Origin of the sequence: Streptomyces sp. NPDC008001 (genome assembly GCF_042958085.1) — a bacterium.
Classification (GTDB): domain Bacteria; phylum Actinomycetota; class Actinomycetes; order Streptomycetales; family Streptomycetaceae; genus Streptomyces.
In genome coordinates, this window is sequence record NZ_JBIBIZ010000011.1 from 359778 (window position 1) to 381050 (window position 21273).

General features: G+C 71.9%; 18 protein-coding genes. 12 read left to right on the plus strand and 6 right to left on the minus strand.

Features of this window, described 5'->3' with window-relative positions:
- The first annotated feature begins 117 nt into the window (after nucleotides 1–117).
- The 3 genes from ACFZCD_RS29835 (at nucleotide 118) to ACFZCD_RS29845 (ending at nucleotide 2856) form a co-directional block, all read left to right on the plus strand.
- Nucleotides 118–948, plus strand: a complete 831-nt coding sequence (locus ACFZCD_RS29835; protein WP_391836160.1) for an LPXTG cell wall anchor domain-containing protein — start codon at nucleotides 118–120, stop codon at nucleotides 946–948.
- Nucleotides 949–958: 10 nt separating this feature from the next.
- Nucleotides 959–1807 (plus strand): hypothetical protein, encoded by an 849-nt coding sequence (locus ACFZCD_RS29840; RefSeq protein ID WP_391836161.1) that lies wholly within the window; start codon nucleotides 959–961, stop codon nucleotides 1805–1807.
- Between the two features lie 458 nt (nucleotides 1808–2265).
- Nucleotides 2266–2856 (plus strand): hypothetical protein, encoded by a 591-nt coding sequence (locus tag ACFZCD_RS29845; protein WP_391836162.1) that lies wholly within the window; start codon nucleotides 2266–2268, stop codon nucleotides 2854–2856.
- 61 nt (nucleotides 2857–2917) lie between these two features.
- On the opposite strand, the gene ACFZCD_RS29850 is transcribed toward ACFZCD_RS29845, so the two are convergent.
- Nucleotides 2918–4453: a peptide MFS transporter gene (locus ACFZCD_RS29850; RefSeq protein WP_391836163.1), complete on the minus strand. Its 1536-nt coding sequence runs from the start codon at nucleotides 4451–4453 to the stop codon at nucleotides 2918–2920.
- A gap of 469 nt (nucleotides 4454–4922) precedes the next feature.
- Between ACFZCD_RS29850 and ACFZCD_RS29855 the strand changes: the two genes are divergently transcribed.
- Together ACFZCD_RS29855 and ACFZCD_RS29860 are read left to right on the plus strand one after the other, a co-directional pair.
- Nucleotides 4923–5603, plus strand: a complete 681-nt coding sequence (locus ACFZCD_RS29855) for a response regulator transcription factor (protein ID WP_030365213.1) — start codon at nucleotides 4923–4925, stop codon at nucleotides 5601–5603.
- 76 nt (nucleotides 5604–5679) lie between these two features.
- On the plus strand, nucleotides 5680–6933 hold the full coding sequence (locus ACFZCD_RS29860; RefSeq protein ID WP_391836164.1) for an ATP-binding protein: 1254 nt from the start codon (nucleotides 5680–5682) through the stop codon (nucleotides 6931–6933).
- Nucleotides 6934–6986: 53 nt separating this feature from the next.
- Here the strand turns inward: ACFZCD_RS29860 and ACFZCD_RS29865 are convergent, their stop codons facing one another.
- On the minus strand, nucleotides 6987–7493 hold the full coding sequence (locus tag ACFZCD_RS29865) for a GtrA family protein (protein WP_391836165.1): 507 nt from the start codon (nucleotides 7491–7493) through the stop codon (nucleotides 6987–6989).
- Nucleotides 7494–7641: 148 nt separating this feature from the next.
- On the opposite strand from ACFZCD_RS29865, the gene ACFZCD_RS29870 reads away from it, so the two are divergent.
- The 3 genes from ACFZCD_RS29870 to ACFZCD_RS29880 are packed head-to-tail and all read left to right on the plus strand — an operon-like array spanning nucleotide 7642 to nucleotide 10591.
- On the plus strand, nucleotides 7642–8835 hold the full coding sequence (locus tag ACFZCD_RS29870) for a 5-(carboxyamino)imidazole ribonucleotide synthase (protein ID WP_391836166.1): 1194 nt from the start codon (nucleotides 7642–7644) through the stop codon (nucleotides 8833–8835).
- On the plus strand, nucleotides 8832–9371 hold the full coding sequence (gene purE, locus ACFZCD_RS29875) for a 5-(carboxyamino)imidazole ribonucleotide mutase (RefSeq protein WP_391836167.1): 540 nt from the start codon (nucleotides 8832–8834) through the stop codon (nucleotides 9369–9371). The genes ACFZCD_RS29870 and purE overlap by 4 nt, the downstream gene beginning before the upstream one ends.
- 14 nt (nucleotides 9372–9385) lie before the next feature.
- Nucleotides 9386–10591, plus strand: coding sequence for a dipeptidase (locus tag ACFZCD_RS29880; protein ID WP_391836168.1), 1206 nt, complete (start codon nucleotides 9386–9388; stop codon nucleotides 10589–10591).
- A 171-nt stretch (nucleotides 10592–10762) separates the two neighbouring features.
- On the opposite strand, the gene ACFZCD_RS29885 is transcribed toward ACFZCD_RS29880, so the two are convergent.
- Nucleotides 10763–12103 carry a UDP-glucose dehydrogenase family protein gene (locus ACFZCD_RS29885; protein ID WP_391836169.1) on the minus strand — a complete coding sequence of 447 codons (1341 nt, stop codon included), beginning with the start codon at nucleotides 12101–12103 and terminating at the stop codon, nucleotides 10763–10765.
- 191 nt (nucleotides 12104–12294) lie between these two features.
- On the opposite strand from ACFZCD_RS29885, the gene ACFZCD_RS29890 reads away from it, so the two are divergent.
- A complete protein-coding gene (locus ACFZCD_RS29890; RefSeq protein ID WP_106677496.1) occupies nucleotides 12295–13455 on the plus strand; it encodes an acyl-CoA dehydrogenase in 1161 nt (386 codons plus the stop codon).
- A gap of 170 nt (nucleotides 13456–13625) precedes the next feature.
- Nucleotides 13626–14429: a VOC family protein gene (locus tag ACFZCD_RS29895; protein WP_391836170.1), complete on the plus strand. Its 804-nt coding sequence runs from the start codon at nucleotides 13626–13628 to the stop codon at nucleotides 14427–14429.
- A 48-nt stretch (nucleotides 14430–14477) separates the two neighbouring features.
- On the opposite strand, the gene ACFZCD_RS29900 is transcribed toward ACFZCD_RS29895, so the two are convergent.
- A complete protein-coding gene (locus tag ACFZCD_RS29900; RefSeq protein ID WP_391836171.1) occupies nucleotides 14478–15794 on the minus strand; it encodes an LCP family protein in 1317 nt (438 codons plus the stop codon).
- Between the two features lie 117 nt (nucleotides 15795–15911).
- On the opposite strand from ACFZCD_RS29900, the gene ACFZCD_RS29905 reads away from it, so the two are divergent.
- Entirely contained in the window at nucleotides 15912–16460 is a 549-nt protein-coding gene (locus tag ACFZCD_RS29905) for an acyl-CoA thioesterase (protein ID WP_391836172.1), read from the plus strand.
- Nucleotides 16461–16506: 46 nt separating this feature from the next.
- Here the strand turns inward: ACFZCD_RS29905 and ACFZCD_RS29910 are convergent, their stop codons facing one another.
- On the minus strand, nucleotides 16507–18030 hold the full coding sequence (locus ACFZCD_RS29910; protein ID WP_391836173.1) for an LCP family protein: 1524 nt from the start codon (nucleotides 18028–18030) through the stop codon (nucleotides 16507–16509).
- A 166-nt stretch (nucleotides 18031–18196) separates the two neighbouring features.
- On the opposite strand from ACFZCD_RS29910, the gene ACFZCD_RS29915 reads away from it, so the two are divergent.
- Nucleotides 18197–19213: a glycosyltransferase family 2 protein gene (locus ACFZCD_RS29915; RefSeq protein WP_391836174.1), complete on the plus strand. Its 1017-nt coding sequence runs from the start codon at nucleotides 18197–18199 to the stop codon at nucleotides 19211–19213.
- A 50-nt stretch (nucleotides 19214–19263) separates the two neighbouring features.
- Here the strand turns inward: ACFZCD_RS29915 and ACFZCD_RS29920 are convergent, their stop codons facing one another.
- Complete coding sequence (locus ACFZCD_RS29920) at nucleotides 19264–21156, minus strand: LCP family protein (protein WP_391836175.1); 1893 nt, start codon at nucleotides 21154–21156, stop codon at nucleotides 19264–19266.
- Nucleotides 21157–21273 lie beyond the last annotated feature (117 nt).

Sequence of the window (21273 nt, forward strand, 5' to 3'; positions counted from 1 at the left end):
CTCAAGGTCCCCGGCGTACTGTCTGCGCCCGATCTGATGTGCCGTCAGTAGCGCTCGGCTTCCGGTTGCGCTCGGTCGCGGCACCGGACGAGAGGGGAACCAGAGGTGTCCCACGAGGTGTCCCGCACTCCACGCCGCGCACTCGCCGTCGCCGTGACCCTCGCCGGCGGGGCCGTCCTGCTCGGCGCCCCGGCCGCGCACGCCGTCACGATCGACGTCGCCTACGCGTGCAAGACCCCCATCGGCGACAAGAGCGCCGTCTCGCCCATCGACATCAAGGGCGTCGCGGACGGCAGTTCGTACAAGCTGACCATGTCCTTCGAGAAGGGCGTCTCCTCCAGCCCCATCGAGCTCGGCAAGGGTGCGATGAAGCCGAGCGCCGTCATCAAGCTGGGCGGCGCCGACAGCGGCACCGTGGCCGTCTCCGGGCCGGCCAACGCGGAGCCGATACCCGCCAACACGCCGATCAAGATCAGCGACCTGTCCGGGACGTACACCCCGAAGAAGAGCGGCAGCGTGACCTTCACCGCCTCCACGCTGACCATTTCGGCGCTGGGGACGACCACGACCTGCACGCCCACGAACGATCCGAAGCCGTCGCTGACGCTTGAGGTCAAGGGGGACGGCGGGACGGGATCCGGAGGGTCCTCCTCTACGGGGGGATCGTCCAGTGGCGGTTCTGCGAGTGGGGGGTCCACGAGTGGGGGGTCCACGAGTGGGGGTTCCGCGAGTGGGGGTTCCGCGAGTGGGGGTTCCTCCAGCGGCGGTTCCGCTACGGGCGGCTCGTCGTCCACCGGCGGTTCCGCCTCCACCGGCGGCGGTCAGCTTCCCCAGACCGGGCCCGCCGACTCCACCGTCGCCCTCGGCACCCTCGGCGGCACCGTCCTCCTCACCGGCATCGCCGGCACCCTCTGGCTGACCCGGCGCCGCCGCGCCGGCGCCCGCTGAGGCAGCCGCCTTGCACCGCCGTCCCGTCCGCCGTCTCGTGACGGCCCTCGTCCCGGCGCTCCTCTGCGTGCCCGCCGGGCCCGTCGCCCCGGCCGCCCTCGCCGCCGGTGACCGGACCTGGTCGGCCGCGCCCGCCCCCGCCGGCACGGAGGCGCCCGGACCGGACGACAGGACGTCGTTCTACCTGGAGGGCGCCCCCGGCGCCGTGCTCGCCGACAAGCTGTCCCTCGTCAACCCGGCGAACCGCCCCCTCTCCCTGGAGCTCCGGGCGTCCGGGCCCTGGATCTCCCTCGCCCGGCGGCAGGTGCGGGTGCCCGCCCGCACCCGCGCCGACGTCCCGCTCACCGTGACGGTCCCCGGCGGCACCGAGGCCCGCGACCGCTCCGGGGCCGTGGTCGTCAGCGGAGAGGGCCGGGACGTACGCGTACGGGTCGCGCTGCGGGTCAGCGGGCCGCCTGCGCCGCCTGCGCTGCCCGCGCTCGCCGTCGAGAACGTCCGGGTGAGCGGGGCGGGCGGCGGGCGCGGCGCGGTCATCCGGTACGCGGTCGTCAACCGCGGCAACACGGTGCTGGCCCCGCGCCTCGCCATCCGCGCCGACGGGATCTTCGGGACGGTCCTCCGCCGTACGGTCGGTGACGCGACCGGCACGCTGCCGCCGGGGCACGTGGTGCAGCGGGTGGAGCGCTGGGCGGACGCGCCGCGGGTGGACTCCGTGACGGTGCGGGTGACGGCCACGGCGGCGGACGGGGTGCGGGCGAGCGGGGCCGGGTCGTATACGCCGGGGCGGTGGGTGCTGCCGGGCGTGGGCGGCGGGGTCGCCGCGTTGGTGTGGTGGTTCGTGCGGCGGCGGTCCGGGTGACCGGCCGCGTCGTGGGCCGGCGCCGGGGCCTCCGGGGCAGGGTCCTGGACTGTATATTTACGGCGCCCCCCGCCCCTGCGCCCGCTCACCCGGCACCTGGCGCCGCAAATACACGTCAGCGTCCAGGACCCTGCCCCTGCGGCCCCGGCGCCTCCCTGGTCGCCCTTCTGCTGGCCGTCTTCGTTCTCCTGTCCTCTGCAGGCGCCGCTGTGGCCGATGGTGGTCCGCCCAGGCTCTCCCTGGATCGGTCGGAGGCCGGGAAAGGCAGCACGGTCGTGGTGCAGGGGGAGGGGTGGCGGCCGTCGGCGTTGCTCACTCTGCTCGTGTGCGGGCAGGACATGGTGGGTGGCACCAACGATTGCGCCAATGCGGACGGGCGGACGGTCACTACAGGGAGTGACGGGCGCTTCCGGAGAGAGGTCTCCGTTGCTGAGCCGCCCCGGCCCTGTCCTTGTGTGGTGCACGTCGCCACGGTCATGGGTGGTGCCCAAGCTGCTGACGTCCCGCTCGTCGTCGCCGGGCACCCCGTTGCCCCCGTGCCCTCCGGCGCCCGGCTGGGCGTGCTAGCCGCACGGCTGGAAGGCTCCAGCGGGCTGCTCACCTGGTTCGGGGCGCCACCGGCCCGGCGGCTGGTGGTCACCGTGGGGAACCTCGGTACCGGGGCCGTCAAGGACCCCGTCTTCCGCATCGGCACCGCGCGGGGCGTCCTCGCGCCCTCCTGGGAGGAGCGGAAGTGGCGCGGCACCATCCCCGCCGGGCAGCGCGGCCGCATCGCCTTCGACGTCGAGCTCGCCGCGGGGGCTCACGGGCCCTACGAGGTGTCGATGGAGTACGGCGGCAAAGTGCTCGTCACGGAGCCCTGGGACGTCGCCCGGCCCTGGGGAGTGACGCTGTTCTGGGTGCTGCTGGGGGGCGTGGTGGCCGTCGGGCTGTTCCGGGTGGGGATGGCCGTCGTCGACCGGCTGCGGCCGCCGCCTCCTGCCCGGGGGGACGGGGTTCCTCCGGCTCTTCCCTGGTTCAGCCCCGGGACCGTGCCGCCTCCCGAATGAACGAGGGCCCCCGGCGCGTTCTCGCGCCGGGGGCCCTGTGCGTCCTGCTCCTGAGCGGTCCTTAGCGGACGTCGCCCATCTGTCCCTCGATCTTCTTGCGGGACATCCACACCGCGAAGCCGGCCAGGACGGCGGCTCCCGCCTGTCCGAGGATCACGCCGACACCGTTCAGGTCGACCTTGGCCTCGGCCAGCAGCGTCATGGTGCAGTCACCCGCGGTCACCGCGAGGAACCAGACGCCCATCATCTGGCTCGCGTACTTCTGCGGCGCCATCTTGGTGGTGAGCGACAGGCCGACCGGGGAGAGGCACAGCTCGCCCATGGTCTGGATGCCGTAGATCATCAGCAGCCAGGCGGGGCTGACCTTCGTGCCGTCGGCGGCCATCCCCATCGGGATGGCGAAGACGAAGAACGAAGCACCGATGATGACCATGGCCATGGCGAACTTGACCGTGGTGCTCGGCTCCCGGTTGGTGCGGGCGAGCCACAGCCACATCCAGGCGAAGACCGGGGCCAGGGCCATGACCCACAGCGGGTTCACCGACTGGAACACCGTCGACGCGAAGCCGATGCCGAAGATGTTGTCCGCGGTCTTCTTCTCGGCGAAGGTCGACATCGTCGAACCGGCCTGGTCGAAGATCATCCAGAACACGGCGGCGGCGACGAAGAACCAGATGTAGCCGCTGACCTTGGTCTGCTCGCTCGCGGTCAGTTCCTTGTCGCGCTTGATGCGGGTCAGGACCGTGATGGGGACGATCATGCCGACCAGCGCGAGCGGGATGGTGGCCCACTTCTGCGTGAAGTGGCCGGTGCCCGCGACGACGCCGTAGAACGCGGCCGCGACGGCCAGCCAGAAGAACGCCTTGAGGAGCGTCGACTTGCGCTCCGCGGCCGTCAGCGGCTTCGGGACGACGCTGCTCTGCGGGCTGAGGTGGCGGGTGCCCCACAGGAAGAAGAGCAGACCGAGGCCCATGCCGACCGCGGCGATCGCGAAGCCCAAATGCCAGTTGACCTTCTGGCCGACGGTGCCGATGACGAGCGGCGCGGCGAAGGCGCCGGTGTTGACACCGATGTAGAAGATCGTGAAGCCGCCGTCGCGGCGCGGGTCCTGCGGGCCGTCGTAGAGGTGGCCGACCATCGTGGAGATGTTGGCCTTCAGCAGGCCCGAGCCGATCGCCACCAGCGCGAGGCCGGCGAAGAAGGTCGGCTTGCCGGGGATGGCCAGGGTCAGGTGACCGGCCATGATGACGGTCGCCGCGATGGCGACCGTCTTGCGCGGGCCCCAGACGCGGTCGCCGAACCAGCCGCCGGGCATGGCCAGCAGGTAGACCATCGCCACGTAGACGGAGTAGATGGCCACCGAGCTCGCCTCGGGCATGGCCAGACCGCCGCCCTGGCTGTTGGGCTTCGCGTCCGGACCGCCGGCGATCAGGTAGACGACGAGGAGGGCGCGCATGCCGTAGTAGCTGAAGCGCTCCCACATCTCCGTCATGAAGAGGGGGGCCAGGCCGCGGGGGTGGCCGAGGAAGGTCTTGCCGCCGGAAACGGGAGAGGTCATCTCCTGCTCGGCCGCACCCTTCGTCAGGCTGGACGCCATGTCGATCCTTGTGTGCTCGGGACGCGCGGGTGCAGCTCCTACGCGCCCGGGTGGGGGTTGGCCGGCACCGGATCACCGCGCGCCCGCCCCCCGCGCCCGGGGGGTCGCTCCCTCTCCTCCGAGGGACCGGCAGGACGGCCGTGACCGGGATCCACGTCCCCGCGCACCTTCGCGCGACGGACCCGGCCGCCAGGTCATTCACTGGATAACAAGACTGGGGTATCCAGTCCTGTGCACAACAGAGACCTCCGGCGCGCCGAAAACGATCCGAAGGTCCCCCCTGTAGCTACAGACTGCTGGTCACCATACGTCACACCCCGCCCGGAAACGGAAGGAGTTGAGACGGGGATCACAGGGGATCGGGGAACCGTTTCCGGACCCTCAAAGGTCCAGACCGGGCTGTCAAGGGTTGCCGCCGGTAGCTTCCGGTACGCCTCTGACGTGGGCCCGAGCGGACTACCATCTGTCCATGACCCGAGTACTGCTCGCCGAGGATGACGCATCCATCTCGGAGCCGCTCGCACGCGCGCTGCGCCGCGAGGGGTATGAGGTGGAGGTACGAGAAGACGGTCCCACGGCGCTGGACGCCGGGCTCAAGGGAGGGGTGGACCTGCTCGTCCTCGACCTCGGGCTGCCCGGCATGGACGGACTGGAGGTCTGCCGCCGGCTGCGCACCGAGGGCCACGGCTTCCCGGTCCTCGTGCTCACCGCCCGGGCCGACGAGGTGGACACCGTGGTCGGCCTGGACGCCGGTGCCGACGACTACGTCACCAAGCCCTTCCGCCTCGCCGAACTGCTGGCCCGCGTCCGGGCCCTGCTGCGGCGCGGCACCGTCGAGGCCCACCAGCAGCCGCCCGCCACGCACGGCGTCCGGATCGACGTCGAGTCGCACCGCGCCTGGATGGGCGACGAGGAACTGCAGCTGACGGCGAAGGAGTTCGACCTGCTGCGCGTGCTCGTCCGGGACGCGGGGCGCGTCGTCACCCGCGATCAGCTGATGCGCGAGGTCTGGGACACCACGTGGTGGTCCTCCACCAAGACCCTCGACATGCACATCTCCTGGCTGCGCAAGAAGCTCGGCGACGACGCCGCCAACCCCCGCTACATCGCCACCGTGCGGGGCGTCGGGTTCCGCTTCGAGAAGAGCTGAGTCCGGCCGCCGGGCGGGCCGCACAGGCCCGTCCGGCGGGACCAGCATTCGTACCACCCCGCCCGGAGGGCAACCCGTGCGCCGCCGACTGATCAATTCCACGCTGGCCGTCGTCCTCGTCGTGATCGCCGTCTTCGGCATCTCGCTCGTCATCGTCGAGACCCGCACGATCGAGAGCAGCGCCCAGGAGAGCGTGCAGTCCGAGGCCGTGCGGCTCGTCAGCATCGTCGACAGCCGGCTCGTCGGGGGCGAGCGGGTCGAGTCCGGGATCCTCAGCGAGCAGATCACCGCCGACCGCTACGCCCGGATCGAGATCCCCGGGCGCGCGCCGATCGAGATCGGGGACCGGCCCGAGGGCGGTGTCATCGCCGATGCGCGCAAGGGCGAGCAGGGCGAGCTCGTCCGCGTCGAGGAGTCCCGCTCCACCGTCAGCCGCGAGGTCGGCCGCACCCTGCTGGTGATCCTCGCGGTGGCGCTGCTCGCCGTCGTCGCCGCGGTCTTCCTGGCCGTGCGGCAGGCCAACCGGCTCACCGCCCCGCTCACCGACCTCGCCGAGACCGCCGAGCGGCTGGGCTCCGGCGACCCCAGGCCCCGCCACCGCCGCTACGGCGTGCCCGAGCTGGACCGGGTCGCCGACGTGCTGGACAGCAGCGCCGAGCGCATCGCGCGGATGCTCACCGCCGAGCGCCGGCTGGCCGCGGACGCCTCGCACCAGCTGCGGACGCCCCTGACGGCGCTGTCCATGCGGCTGGAGGAGATCACGCTCACCGACCAGCCGGAGACCGTCAAGGAGGAGGCGACGATCGCCCTCACCCAGGTCGAGCGGCTGACCGACGTCGTCCAGCGGCTGCTGACCAATTCCCGCGACCCCAAGTCCAGCTCGGCCGTCACCTTCGACCTGGACGAGGTCATCAAGCAGCAGATCGAGGAGTGGCGCCCCGCCTCGCGCAGCGAGGGCCGCGCCATCGTCCGCTCGGGCAAGCAGGGGCTGCGGGCCGTGGGCACGCCGGGCGCCGTCGCCCAGGTCCTCGCCACCCTCATCGAGAACTCGCTGATGCACGGCGACGGCACCGTCGCCCTGCGCACCCGCGTCACCGGCAACCAGGCCGTCGTGGAGGTCACGGACGAGGGCCCGGGGGTGCCGCCGGACCTGGGCGCGCGGGTCTTCGAGCGCACCGTCAGCGGGCGGAACTCCACCGGGCTGGGGCTCGCGGTCGCCCGGGACCTCGCCGAGGCCGACGGCGGGCGCCTGGAGCTGCTCCAGGGCAACCCGCCGGTCTTCGCGCTCTTCCTCAGCCGCGAGGCGGACGAGTCGGAGGAGCTTCTCTGACGCCCTCCGGAGGCCCGTCGCCCACGGCGTCTACTTACGGGCACCCACGGCGTCTACTTACGGGCCTCCGCGGGCTCGGCAGGGGCCGCCAGGAACGATTCGGCAGTCTCCACGGCCTCCCGCGCCGGCAGCGCGCGGAAGACCCACGTGCGGTAGGACCAGAAGCGGAAGACCGTCCCTATCCCCAGGCCGATGACGTTCTTCGCGATGTTGTCCGCGAGCGGGGACGTCAGGCCGAAGCCGTAGTGCGAGAGGGCCAGGATGCCGTTCTCGATGATCAGGCCGGCGCCGCTGAAGAGCAGGAACAGGCTCATCTCGCGGCTGCGCCGGCTCCGCTCGCAGTCGCGGTAGGTCCAGTAGCGGTTGCCGACGTAGTTGGTGGCGATCGCCACGGCCGTGGCGATCACGCCCGAGCGGACCACCGCGAGGTGGAAACCGTGGACGCAGATGTTGAACACGAGGAAGTTGACTACGAACCCGATGGCCCCGACCGCGCCGAACTTCGCGATTTCGCGGGCCAGCCGCTCCAGCCGGGAACGCACTGCGCGCCGTTGACTCATGAGATCGTCAGGCTCCGTTGAATGGGCGTCTTGGGGCGTGGGGCAGCTTTCATGCTATCGAGCGGTCTCCGCCGCCGATGGGCGGAGTCGGTGAACGCGAGACGAACGCGAGTCATATCGGCCAGGGGGGCACACGCCGCCTTTTCGGATGATCCTCCGAACACGGTCCGGGGCGGTTCCCTCGTACGGATACCCTGGTGGCGTGACGTTCCCGGTAGTCGGCATGGTCGGCGGCGGCCAGCTCGCCCGCATGACCCACGAGGCGGGCATCCCCCTCGGCATCAAGTTCAAGCTGCTCAGCGATACTCCGCAGGACTCGGCGGCCCAGGTGGTCAGCGATGTCGTCATCGGCGACTACCGCGACCTGGAAACCCTTCGTGCTTTCGCACAAGGGTGTGACGTGATCACCTTCGATCACGAGCACGTGCCGACCGAGCACCTCCGGGCCCTGGAGGCCGACGGGATTCCCGTCCGCCCCGGGCCCGACGCATTGGTGCACGCCCAGGACAAGGGCGTGATGCGGGCCAGGCTCGACGCGATCGGGGTGCCGTGCCCGCGGCACCGCCTCGTCGAGGACCCCGCCGATGTGGAGCGCTTCGCCGCGGAGGGCGACGGTTTCCCCGTTGTCCTGAAGACCGTACGCGGCGGATACGACGGAAAGGGGGTTTGGATCGTCCGCAGCGCAGAAGAGGCGGGTGAACCGTTTCGCGCGGGCGTGCCCGTCCTCGCGGAGGAGAAGGTCGCCTTCGTCCGCGAGCTCGCGGCGAACGTCGTCCGCTCCCCGCACGGCCAGGCCGTCTCCTACCCCGTCGTCGAGTCCATCCAGGTCGACGGCGTCTGCGACACGGTGATCGCCCCCGCGCCCGGCCTCTCCGCCGAGCTGTCCGCGCAGGCGCAGGAGCTCGCCCTGAAGGTCGCCAAGGAGCTCGGCGTCGTCGGCCACCTCGCCGTGGAGCTGTTCGAGACCGCCGACGGCCGCATCCTCGTCAACGAACTCGCGATGCGCCCGCACAACTCCGGCCACTGGACCCAGGACGGCGCGGTCACCTCGCAGTTCGCCAACCACGTGCGCGCCGTGCTCGACCTGCCGCTCGGCGACCCCCGCCCGCGCGCCAAGTGGACCGTCATGGCCAACGTGCTCGGCGGCGACTACCCCGACATGTATTCCGCATATCTCCATTGCATGGCGCGCGACCCGGGCCTGAAGATCCATATGTACGGCAAGGACGTCAAGCCCGGCCGCAAGGTCGGACACGTCAACACCTACGGCGACGACCTGGCGGACGTGCGCGAGCGCGCGAGCCACGCCGCCGGATATCTGCGAGGAACGATCACGGAATGACTGGCTCCCCCGCCGCCGGCCCGGTCGTCGGCATCGTCATGGGCTCCGACTCCGACTGGCCCGTCATGGAAGCCGCCGCCAAGGCCCTGGACGAGTTCGAGATCCCCTACGAGGTCGACGTCGTCTCCGCGCACCGGATGCCGCGCGAGATGGTCACCTACGGGGAGCGGGCCGCCGGCCGCGGCCTCAAGGCGATCATCGCCGGCGCGGGCGGCGCCGCCCACCTGCCCGGCATGCTCGCCTCCGTCACCCCCCTGCCGGTGATCGGGGTGCCCGTCCCGCTGAAGTACCTGGACGGCATGGACTCCCTGCTCTCCATCGTCCAGATGCCCGCCGGGGTGCCGGTCGCCACCGTCTCCGTCGCCGGAGCCCGCAACGCCGGCCTGCTGGCCGTCCGCATGCTCGCCGCGCACGACGCCGACCTGCTCGCCCGCATGCAGCACTTCCAGGACGAGCTCAACGAACAGGCCACGGACAAGGGCAGGCGGCTGCGCGCGAAGGTGCAGGGCGCCACCGGCTTCGGTTTCGGCAAGTGACCCGGGGAGCGACGATGACGGACCAGCTGCTGGACCGCGCCCGCGAGCTCCTCGCCGTCCACCCCGTCGCCGACGGCCACAACGACCTGCCCTGGGCCCTGCGCCAGCAGGTCCGCTACGACCTCGACCGGCGCGACATCGCCCGGGACCAGAGCGCCACCGGGCTCCACACCGACCTGCCGCGGCTGCGGGCCGGCGGGGTCGGAGCCCAGTTCTGGTCCGTGTACGTCCGCACCGACCTCGCCGGGGACGAGGCGGTCAGCGCCACGCTCGAACAGATCGACCTCGTACGGCAGCTGGCCGACCGCTACCCCGGCGAGCTCCGGCTCGCCCTCACCGCCGACGACATGGAGGCGGCGCGGGCCGAGGGGCGCATCGCCTCCCTGATGGGCGCCGAGGGCGGGCACAGCATCAACTGCTCCCTGGCCACGCTGCGGGCGCTGCACCGGCTCGGCGTGCGCTACATGACGCTCACCCACAACGACAAGGTCCCCTGGGCCGACTCGGCGACCGACGCCCCCGCCGCGGGCGGGCTCACCCGCTTCGGCGAGGAGGTCGTGCGCGAGATGAACCGCGTCGGCATGCTCGTCGACCTCTCGCACGTCTCCGACGACACGATGCGGGACGCGCTGCGGGTGAGCGAGGCGCCGGTGATCTTCTCGCACTCGTCGGCGCGGGCCGTCTGCGACCACCCGCGCAACGTTCCGGACGACGTGCTCGGCGCGCTCGCCGCGAACGGGGGCGTGGCCATGGCCACCTTCGTGCCGAAGTTCATCCTGCCGGAGGCCGTCGCCTGGACCCGGGCCGCCGACGAGAACCTGCGGGCGCACGGCCTGCACCACCTCGACACCTCGCCGCGGGCGATGGAGCTGCACCGCGCCTTCGAGGCGGAGCACCCGCGGCCGATCGCCACGGCGTCGACGGTCGCCGACCACCTCGACCACATGCGGGAGGTCGCCGGCGTCGACCACATCGGCATCGGCGGCGACTTCGACGGCACGGCCTTCACCCCGTCCGACCTCGCCGACGTCTCCGGCTACCCCCACCTCATCGCCGAACTCCTGCGACGGGGCTGGTCGGCCGCGGACCTGGCGAAGCTGACGTGGCAGAACGCGGTACGGGTGCTGCGGGACGCGGAGTCCACTGCGCGGAGCCTCTCCGCGGTCCGGGGCCCGTCGATCGCCACGATCGACACCATGGACGCCCCGACAACGCCCTGAGACAGGGCCTCACCTGCCCGGCACCGTGCACAGGTGTGGTGAGCCGGTCCTTACCCGCTCCTGCACAGGCGCCGTGAGGCCGGCCTCGCCCATCCGCCGCCGCGGCGCTCAGCCACCACGGCGCGGCCCGGCGGTGCCGCACCGGGCCCCGCCCGTGGGACTGGGCAGCCGTCAGGCGCGAGGGCGGCCCATCGCGCGGAAAGTCCAGCCCGCCTCGCGCCACGCCGCCGCGTCCAGCGCGTTGCGGCCGTCGATCAGGTGGCGCTCCGTGACGACCGCGCCGACCGCCGCCGGGTCGAGCTCCCGGAACTCGCCCCACTCGGTCAGGTGCAGCACGACCCGCGCGCCCCGGCACGCCTCCAGCGCGCTCGGCGCGTAGGCCAGGGTCGGGAAGAGGCGCCGCGCGTTCTCCATGCCCTTCGGGTCGTAGACGGTGACCTGGCCGCCCTGCAGGTGTATCTGCCCGGCGACGTTGAGCGCGGGGGAGTCGCGGACGTCGTCCGAGTCCGGCTTGAACGTCGCGCCGAGCACGGCGACCCGCTGCCCGAGGAAGCTGCCGCCGACCGCCTCGCGCGCCAGCTCCACCATGTGCGCCCGGCGGCGCATGTTGATGGAGTCGACCTCGCGGAGGAAGGTCAGCGCCTGGTCCGCGCCGAGCTCGCCGGCCCGGGCCATGAAGGCGCGGATGTCCTTGGGCAGGCAGCCGCCGCCGAAGCCGACGCCGGCGCGCAGGAACTTCTTGCCGATGCGGTCGTCGTGGCCGATGGCCTCGGCCAGCTTCACCACGTCGCCGTCGGCGGCCTCGCACACCTCGGCCATGGCGTTGATGAAGGAGATCTTCGTCGCGAGGAAGGAGTTCGCGGCGGTCTTGACCAGCTCGGCGGTCGGGTAGTCGGCGACGACGAAGGGCGTGCCCTCACCGATCGGCCCGGCGTACACCTCGCGCAGCAGCTTCTCGCCCCGCTCGCCGGAGACGCCGACGACGATGCGGTCGGGGTGCAGGGTGTCCCGGACGGCGAAGCCCTCGCGCAGGAACTCGGGGTTCCAGGCCAGCTCGACCTCGTCGCCGGCCGGGGCCAGCTCGGTGAGCAGCCGCGCGAGCCGCGCGGCGCTGCCGACGGGGACGGTGGACTTGCCGACGACGAGCGCGGGCCGGTGCAGCACGGCGGCGAGGGAGGTGACGGCGGCGTCGACGTAGGACATGTCGCACGCGTACTCGCCGTGCTTCTGCGGAGTGTTCACGCAGACGAAGTGGACGTCGCCGAACTCGCCGACCTCCTCCCAGGAGGTCGTGAAGCGCAGCCGCCCGGTCGAGCCCTCCAGCCCGGCCACGTGCTTCTGCAGCAGCTCCTCCAGGCCCGGCTCGTACATCGGGACCTTGCCGCGCCCGAGCATTTCGATCTTCCCGGGGTCCACGTCCAGGCCCAGCACCTCGAAGCCGAGCTCGGCCATGGCCGCGGCATGGGTGGCGCCGAGGTAGCCGGTGCCGATCACGGTGATCCTGGGGGCCATGCGTGCTCCATGTGCTGACGGGCGGGACTGCGGTGCCCGAGCATAGTCGGGCCCCGAGCAGGGAAGGAGCGGGGTGGACGGCGGTACGGGCGGGCCCGGTGGAGCGCTGTCGGCAAGCTCACGTATCCGTGTCCCGGGGCCGCCCCTAGAATCAGGGTTACTAAACGGTAGTTAACTCTGGGGAGTACGCCTTGGCGGGAAACACGGACTTCGACCTCTACCGGCCGTCCGAGGAGCACGACGAGCTGCGCAAGGTCGTGCGCCAGCTCGCCGAGGAGAAGATCGCCCCGCACGCCGCCGCGGTGGACGAGGAGGCCCGCTTCCCCCAGGAGGCGCTGGACGCCCTCGTCGCCACGGACCTGCACGCGGTGCACGTCCCCGAGGAGTACGGCGGCGCCGGTGCCGACGCCCTCGCCACGGTGATCGTCATCGAGGAGGTCGCCCGCGTCTGCGTGTCGTCCTCGCTGATCCCCGCGGTCAACAAGCTGGGCTCGCTCCCGGTGATCCTCTCCGGCTCCGAGGAGCTGAAGAAGAAGTACATGGGCCCGCTCGCCAAGGGCGACGCGATGTTCTCGTACTGCCTCAGCGAGCCCGACGCGGGCTCGGACGCGGCCGGCATGAAGACCCGCGCCGTGCGCGACGGCGACTTCTGGGTCCTCAACGGCGTCAAGCGCTGGATCACCAATGCCGGCGTCTCCGAGTACTACACGGTCATGGCCGTGACCGACCCCGAGAAGCGCTCCAAGGGCATCTCGGCCTTCGTCGTGGAGAAGGGCGACGAGGGCGTCTCCTTCGGCGCCCCGGAGAAGAAGCTCGGCATCAAGGGCTCCCCGACCCGCGAGGTCTACCTCGACAACGTCCGCATCCCCGCCGACCGCATGATCGGCGCGGAGGGCACGGGCTTCGCCACCGCGATGAAGACCCTGGACCACACCCGCATCACCATCGCCGCCCAGGCCCTCGGTGTCGCCCAGGGCGCGCTCGACTACGCCAAGGGCTACGTCCAGGAGCGCAAGCAGTTCGGCAAGCCGATCGCCGACTTCCAGGGCGTCCAGTTCATGCTCGCCGACATGGCGATGAAGATCGAGGCGGCCCGCCAGCTCACCTACGCGGCGGCCGCCAAGTCCGAGCGCGGCGACGCCGACCTCACCTTCCAGGGCGCGGCCGCCAAGTGCTTCGCCTCGGACGTCGCCATGGAGGTCACCACGGACGCCGTCCAGCTCCTCGGCGGCTACGGCTACACCCGTGACTACCCGGTGGAGCGCATGATGCGCGACGCGAAGATCACGCAGATCTACGAGGGCACGAACCAGGTCCAACGCATCGTCATGGCGCGCAACCTGCCGAAGTAGCCGGACGCCGCCGGGCATCACCGTCGCGGCCGGTCGCCGTTGCGGCGGGCAGAAAAGTGCCCGGCACCTTTCTGCCCCCGTACGGGCGTACGCCGCTGGCGGGCGGGCACCCCGGAGCCGATCCTTGTGACGAGGACGTCCGTAATCGCCCCCCGCCTGGAGGCACCGCCATGCCCGACGTCACCGGCCCGTACGCGCCCGGCACCCCCTGCTGGGTGGACCTCATGGTCCCCGACCAGCAGGCGGCGCTCGACTTCTACCGCGACCTGTTCGGCTGGCAGGCAGAGGTGGGCCCGCCCGAGACCGGCGGGTACGCGGTCTGCGAGCTGGACGGCAAGCCCGTCGCCGGGATCATGGCGGCGATGAACCCGGACGGCAGCAAGCCGGACCCGATGCCCCCGGCCGTGTGGACCACCTACCTGGCGACTGCCGACGCGGACGCCACGCAGTCCCGGATCGTCAGCAACGGCGGCACGGTGATGATGTCCGCCATGGACGTCATGACCATCGGCCGGATGGCCGTGGCCGCCGACCCGACCGGCGCCGTCTTCGGCCTGTGGCAGGCGCGCGACTTCGCGGGCGCGAAGATCGTCAACGAGCCCGGCGCCGTGATCTGGAACGAGCTCAACACCAGCGACACCGCCACCGCCTCCGGCTTCTACGCCAAGGCGCTCGGCATCAAGGCCGCCCCCATGGAGGGGGCCACCGGCTACTTCTCGCTGGAGGTGGACGGCCGCATGGTCGGCGGTCTGCAGGGGCTCGCGAGCATCGACGGCATCCCGCCGGACACGCCCTCGCACTGGCTGACGTACTTCTCCGTGGACGACACCGACAGCACGGTCGACGCGCTCGTGCGCGCCGGCGGCAACGTCCTCAAGCCGCCGTTCGACATGATGGCGGGCCGGATGGCCGTCGTGCAGGACCCGCAGGGCGGCACGTTCGCCGTCATCAATGCCGCGGAGCCCGGCCAGTAGTCCGCAGACCGCAGTCCGCAGAGGATCCCCGGCCGGGCCCCGTGTCCGTCACTTGTCGGCGACGGTGACCTTCTCGTCCTTCTTCAGCTGGCCGAAGAGCTGCCCGGCCTTGGCCATGTCCCACTTCACGGCCACCCCGTCGCTGGGCGTGGGCAGGTTCGGGTTCGCGATCGGGACGGTCATCTGCTTGCCGTCGCCGCCCGTGACGCCCTTCATCGCCCAGAACATGTCCATCAGGTCGAACAGCCCCATGTCCTTGTCGACGATGAGCGTGTCGAGCCCCGAACCGATCACCGGGTAGAGGCGGAAGGGGTTGAGGACGGTCGCGGGCGAGGCCGCCTGCTTCGCGAGCGTGTTCAGGAACTTCTGCTGGTTGCGCATCCGGCCCAGGTCCTGGTCGGCCTCCTGGTGGCGCTGGCGGACGAACGCCAGCGACTGGGCGCCGTTCAGCTCCTGGCAGCCCGCCTTGAAGTCCGCGCCCGAGTCCCGGTCCTTCAGCGGCTTGTCCAGGCACATCTCCACGCCGCCCAGCGCGTCGACCAGATTGCGGAAGCCGCCGAAGCCGATCTCCGCGTAGTGGTCGATGTGCAGGCCCGTGTTGAACTCGATCGTCTGTGCGAGCAGCTCCGGGCCGCCGTCCGAGTACGCCTGGTTGAGCTTGTGGGTGGACTTCGGGAAGTGCTTGCCGGACTTCTGCCCCGTGAAGGCGGGGATCGTGACGTACGAGTCGCGCGGCAGGCTCAGCATCGTGGTGCCGTTGTCGCCCGTGTGCAGGATCATCATCGAGTCGGTGCGCTTGCCGTCCGCCGACCCCGTGTGCAGTTCCTTCTTGTCCTCGTCCGACAGGCCCTCGCGGCTGTCCGAACCGACGATCAGGTAGTTCGTGCCCTCGCCGGACGCCGGCCGGTCCTTGACCTTGCCGAGGTCCACCTCCTGGCGCAGCTTGGAGTCGGCCCAGAAGTACGTGCCGAGCGAGACCGCCAGCAGCAGGGCGACGAAGGTCACCAGGCCGACCTTGATGCGCTTGCGCCAGTCCGGGCGCGTGGCGCGCGGCGGACGGCCGCCGGTGCCGGGCCCCGCCGGGCCGCCGGGCCCGCCCGGGCCGTTCGGGGCGCCGCGGCCGTAGACCTGTCCGGTGTTGTATCCGTCACTGCCGTGACCGTCGACGGGGCCGCCCTGGCCGACGACGCGGTGGCCGCCGGCGACCGGGGCCCCGTCGTAGCCCTGGGGCGGGCTGTACTGCGGCGGCGGAGCCGCCCGCCGCACGTGCGGCATGGCACGTGCGCCCTCCGGCTCGGCGCCCGTGCTGCCACGCCCGTACGCCTGCCGACGGTTCTCGCTCCGCCCTCCGGGCCAATCGCTCATGCACGAAGTGTGCCCTGCGGGCGGGCCGGCCGGCGATCGGCTACGTGTTCGGGGCACCCCTGTTGCAGAGCTGATGCAATCCTCCGGCTTTCACGCACCCGGCATACAGTGGTGGACATGACCATTCAGGACCGGAGCCCGGAGCAGGAGATAGCGGGCAAGCCGACCTCTGCCGCCCGTACGACGCTCTCGCACATCATGACCGGCAGTGACACCAATCTGCTGGGCACCGTCCACGGCGGCGTGATCATGAAGCTGGTGGACGACGTCGCCGGCGCCGTCGCGGGACGGCACTCCGGAGGCCCTGCGGTCACCGCCTCCATGGACGAGATGGCCTTCCTCGAACCGGTCCGCGTCGGCGACCTCGTCCATGTGAAGGCCCAGGTCAACTGGACCGGGCGGTCCTCCATGGAGGTCGGCGTGCGGGTGCTCGCCGAGCGCTGGAACGAGTCGACGCCGGCCGTGCAGGTCGGCAGCGCGTACCTCGTCTTCGCGGCCGTCGACGAGAACGGCAAGCCGCGGCCCGTGCCGCCGGTGCTCCCCGAGACGGAGCGCGACCGGCGCCGCTACCAGGAGGCGCAGATCCGCCGGACGCACCGCCTCGCGCGCCGCCGGGCGATCAAGGAGCTGCGCGACGCGCGGGCTGCCGAGGGCATCGAGGACTGACCCCCTCGGGCCGGCCCGTCAGAGCACCCCGTCCCACGCTGGCCCGCTACACCAGGCTCTTCTCCGGGCACAGCACCTTGTCCCCGGACACCGCCCCCGGGCGCTGCGCCTGCGGCACCTGCGGCTTCACCGGGCTTCCGGGGCCCGCCGGGGTCACCGATCCGAAGTCCGTGCCCACCGTCACCTTCATCAGCGGGCCCTGCCCCGCCACGGGCCGGAGCTCCGCGTCCGGCAGGGCCGATGCCAGCGTCCGGACCGCGTGGTCCCAGTGCGGGTCGTACTCGATCACCGTGCGCCGCACCGCCGGCCCCGGCGCGTCCGCGGGCAGCCCGGTCGTGGCGAAGCCCATGGCCCGCAGCGCGCGGTCCGTCTCCCGGGCGAGGCCCCGGCGGCCGGAGCCGTTGTAGACCTGGATGCGGATCTGCCCCGGCGCCGTCTCCGGCGGCGCCGGCGAGGGCGAGGGGGAGGGCGGCAGCGCGGGCCCCGGCACCGGCGGCTTCGCGTCGTGGGCCTGCCGCTGCGGCCGGGTCGTCAGCGGCCGGTCCTCCCGTACGGACTCGAAGAGGCGCGCGGCCGCGGCGTCGTCCCACTTCACCGTCGAGCCCACCCGCGGCACGGGATAGTTCGCCGACCCCACCGGCACCGACACGAACTCCGCCGACGCGGGCGAGAGGTTCTTCATCGCCCGGCCGAGCCCGATCAGCGTCTCGCCGTCGAAGCCCCGGTCCGCCCGCACCGAGCCCAGCAGGGTCGCGGCGACCTGCTGGAACTTCACCGGGTTCAGCAGCGCCCCGCCGTCCGTCGCCGTGTGCAGCAAGGAGGCGAGGAAGCGCTGCTGCCGCTGCATGCGGCCCAGGTCGGAGGCCCCGTCGAGGTGGCGGGAGCGGACGTACTGCAGGGCCTGCCCGCCATTCAGGGTGCTCGTGCCGGACGGCAGGTCGAGCCCGCTGTAGGGGTCCTTCAGCGGCCGCGACGAGCACACCTGCACCCCGCCCACCACGTCCACGGTCCGCATGAAGGTGGTGAAGTCGACCTCCAGGTAGTGATCGACGTGCACGCCGGTGAGCTGCTCCACGGTCCGTACGGTGAGCCCCGGGCCGCCCTCGGCGTACGCGGCGTTCAGCTTCTGCGGGTGGGCGGGGCGCGGGCGGCCCGCGTCGTCGACGTGGGCGGGGATCTCGGCGTAGGTGTCGCGCGGCAGGCTGATCACGGAGACCCGGTCCCGGGCGGCGGACAGGTGCAGCAGCATGACCGTGTCCGTGCAGTGGCAGGCCGCGCCGCCCAGGTGGTAGCGGCGCCGCTGATCGGCGTCGATCCGGTCCCGGGCGTCGGTGCCCACGAGCAGGATGTTCATGCCCTTGCTGGTCGTGGCGGGCCGGTTCGACAGGCCGCGGAAGGGGTCCACCCGGCCGATGCGGTGGTCGATCCCCGTCACCACGGCGTGCCCGAGGCCGCTTGCCACCAGGACGGCCGTGGCGCCGAAGGCCGCGAACCGCAGCCCCCAGCGCCGCCGGCGGGGGGCGCCGTGGCGGGCCCGGCGCGGGGTGGGGTCAGGAGCCGGTGCGGTCATGGCGGGAAATGTAGGTCAATACGATCAGCAGTCCGCGTTTCCACGCCGTCCGGACCCCCGCTGCCACCCGGGCGGGAGCGTCCGTTCCGCCATAAGCGGTAACGTGACGGACGACTCCGTCGGCTCCCCCCACCCGTCCGGGGGGACCCCGTATCCCCGAGGAACCATGTCCGAACAGCAGCCGCCCGCCGTTTCCGTGATCATGCCGGTGCTCAATGAGGAGCGGCATCTGCGCACGTCAGTGCGGCACATCCTGGAGCAGGAGTACGCCGGCGAGCTGGAGGTGGTGATCGCCCTCGGCCCGTCCACGGACCGTACGGACGAGATCGCCGCCGAGCTCGTCCGCGAAGACCCGCGGGTCCACACCGTGCCGAACCCCACCGGCCGGACGCCCGCCGCCCTCAACGCCGCGATCAAGGCGTCCCGTCACCCGATCGTGGTGCGCGTGGACGGTCACGGCATGCTGTCGCCGAACTACATCGCGACGGCCGTGCGCCTGCTCGACGAGACGGGCGCGCAGAACGTGGGCGGCATCATGCACGCCGAGGGGGAGAACGCCTGGGAGCAGGCCGTCGCCGCGGCGATGACGTCGAAGATCGGCGTCGGCAACGCCGCCTTCCACACCGGTGGCGCGGCCGCCCCGGCCGAAACCGTGTATCTGGGCGTCTTCCGGCGCGAGGCGCTGGAGCAGCAGGGCGGGTACAACGAGGAGTTCATCCGCGCCCAGGACTGGGAGCTGAACTTCCGGATCCGCGAGGCGGGCGGGCTGATCTGGTTCTCGCCGGAGCTGAAGGTCTCCTACCGGCCGCGCCCGAGCGTGAAGGCGCTGGCCAAGCAGTACAAGGACTACGGCCGCTGGCGCCACGTCGTGGCCCGCTACCACCAGGGCTCGATCAACCTGCGCTACCTCGCGCCGCCGACCGCCGTCGTCGCCATCGCCGCGGGTCTCGTGGTGGGCGCCGCGGTCACCCCGTGGGGCCTGGTCGTGCCCGGCGGGTACCTGGCGGCGATCGCCGCCGGTTCGGTCCCGGCGGGCAAGGGGCTGCCGCTGAAGGCGCGGGTGCAGATCCCGGTAGCGCTGGCCACGATGCACATGTCGTGGGGGTTCGGCTTCCTGACCAGCCCGCGGTCGCTGGCGAAGAAGGTCATCGCGAGCCGGCGGGAGCCGGTGCGGGCCTCCTGATCGCGTTTCCGTGAAGGGCCGGACGGGTTCGTCCGGCCCTTCACGCATGCTCAGAAACGATTCAGCGAGTTGACCTTCATACAGGCGGAGGTGTCGCTGCCGTTGAGCGGGTCCGCGCTCTCGGGGGCCTTGTTGTCGGCCTCCTTCTTGGGCTTGTCGTCTCCCTGAGTTCCCTGAGTCCTGTCGTCGTCGCCGGGCTTCCCGGTCTTCTCGCCGGCAGCGGACTTCTCACCCGCCCCGGACTTGTCACCGGTCCCGGTCTTCTCGCCCGTCGCGGGCTTCGTGCCCTTGTCGTCCCCGCTGGCGTCGTCGCCCTTCGGGTACGTCGTCCCCGCACGCCAGTCCCCGCCGATCACCAGCGTCAGCCCGTCGACCGCGGTGGACATCCGCACCGCCCGCTCCGGCAGCCCGAGGGCCTTGGCCAGGGCCTGGGCGTCGGCCCGCTGGGAGGTCTTCGCGTAGCTGAGCGTCGTATCGGCCTGGGCCCGCGGCGACGAGTCCGAGATGGCCTTGGTGAAGCCCTGCTTGACGAGCGCCGCGGCGATCTCGGCACCGCGGCCGGTGACCACCGGCTGGGTGGCCGTGCCGGTGCCGTTGAACACCGTCACCGCGATGGAGCCCTTGGGCGAGGCCGGCACGGACGGCGCCGCGCCCTTGTCGTCCTTCTTCTTGTCCTTGCCGTCGAGCGCGATGTCGCTGCGGACGAGCGAGAACAGCTTCTCCGCGTCGCCCGGCTTGGGGATGACGTGCGCGTCCGGGTCCCACGGGTCCGACGCCCACGGCATGGTGGTCATGGTGATCCGGTCGGACGGCACGCGCTTGATGTCGTCGGCGAGGTCGTAGAGCTTCTTGACCGAGCCGAGGTCCTTGTCGACGGTGAGCGCCTTGGTGGCGGCCTCGGCGAGGTCGGTGAGCTTGTCCGGGTCGGTGAGCTTGGTGCCGGACTTCAGCTGGCGGACCATCGCGTTCATGTACATGTGCTGGGCGTGGGTGCGGCCGATGTCGCTGCCGTCCTCGAAGCCGTGGCGCGTGCGCAGCCACTGCAGGGCCTGCTGGCCCTTGACGTTGTGGGTGCCCTTCTCCAGGCGCAGGCCGGACAGCTTGTCGTAGACGTTGTTGTCCACGCAGACCGGGACGCCGCCGACGGCGTCGGCCATGTTCACCACGCCCGAGAAGTCGATCATCATGAAGTGGTCGATGGGGATGCCGGTGAGCTCTTCCCAGGCGGCGACGGTGCAGCCGGGGCCGCCGTTCATCAGGCTGGTGTTGATGATCTGCCGGTTCGTCTCCTTGTAGACCGTCCCGTCGTCGGGGTCGGTGCACTTGGGGATCGTGACCCGGGTGTCGCGCGGGACGCTGATGACCGACATGTTGCTGCGGTCGGCCGAGACGTGGACGAGCATCTGCACGTCGGCGAGCGGCTTGCGGCCGGCGTCCTCGCGGGCGCCGCCGAGGGCGACGTTCTCGGCGGTGTTCCGGCTGTCGGAGCCGAGGAGCAGGATGTTCAGCGGGCGCTGGCCCTCGGCGTTGGCGGCACTGCGGTCGAGCCGCTTGTCGCCGAGGTTGAGCAGGTCCTTCTTCAGGTTGCCGTTGAGGTGCTGGTAGTAGAAGTAGCCCGCGGCGGAGGTGCCGAGGACGAGGACCGCGAGGCAGAGCGCGGCCCAGCGGGCTATTCGGGCGGCGCGGGCGCGGCGGCCGGGCGGTGCTCCGGCGCCGGAGCCTTCCCCGGCTCTCCCGTCCTGCCCGGCCGTGGCGTCCTGGCCGCTCTTCGCGGCCTTCCCGCTCTCTCCGGCCTTTCCGGACTTCCCGTCCTGCCCGGCCTCCGGCCCGGTGTCCTTCCCGGCGTCCTTCGCCGTCTTCTCCGCGGCCCCGGCGCCGTCCTTCTCGCGTGCCCCCGGCACGCTCTCGCGCGCCTGCGGCCCCCGCACGCGGCTTTGCCGCATCAGGCCTCCCCTAAGTGGTGCGTCCGGCCCGATGGGCAGGCGTGTGGTGTCTCGTCGATCGGTGCGCGCCGGTCCGGGCGCGCGGCAGGGCCGGCCTGCGGTTCAACAGACCGGCCG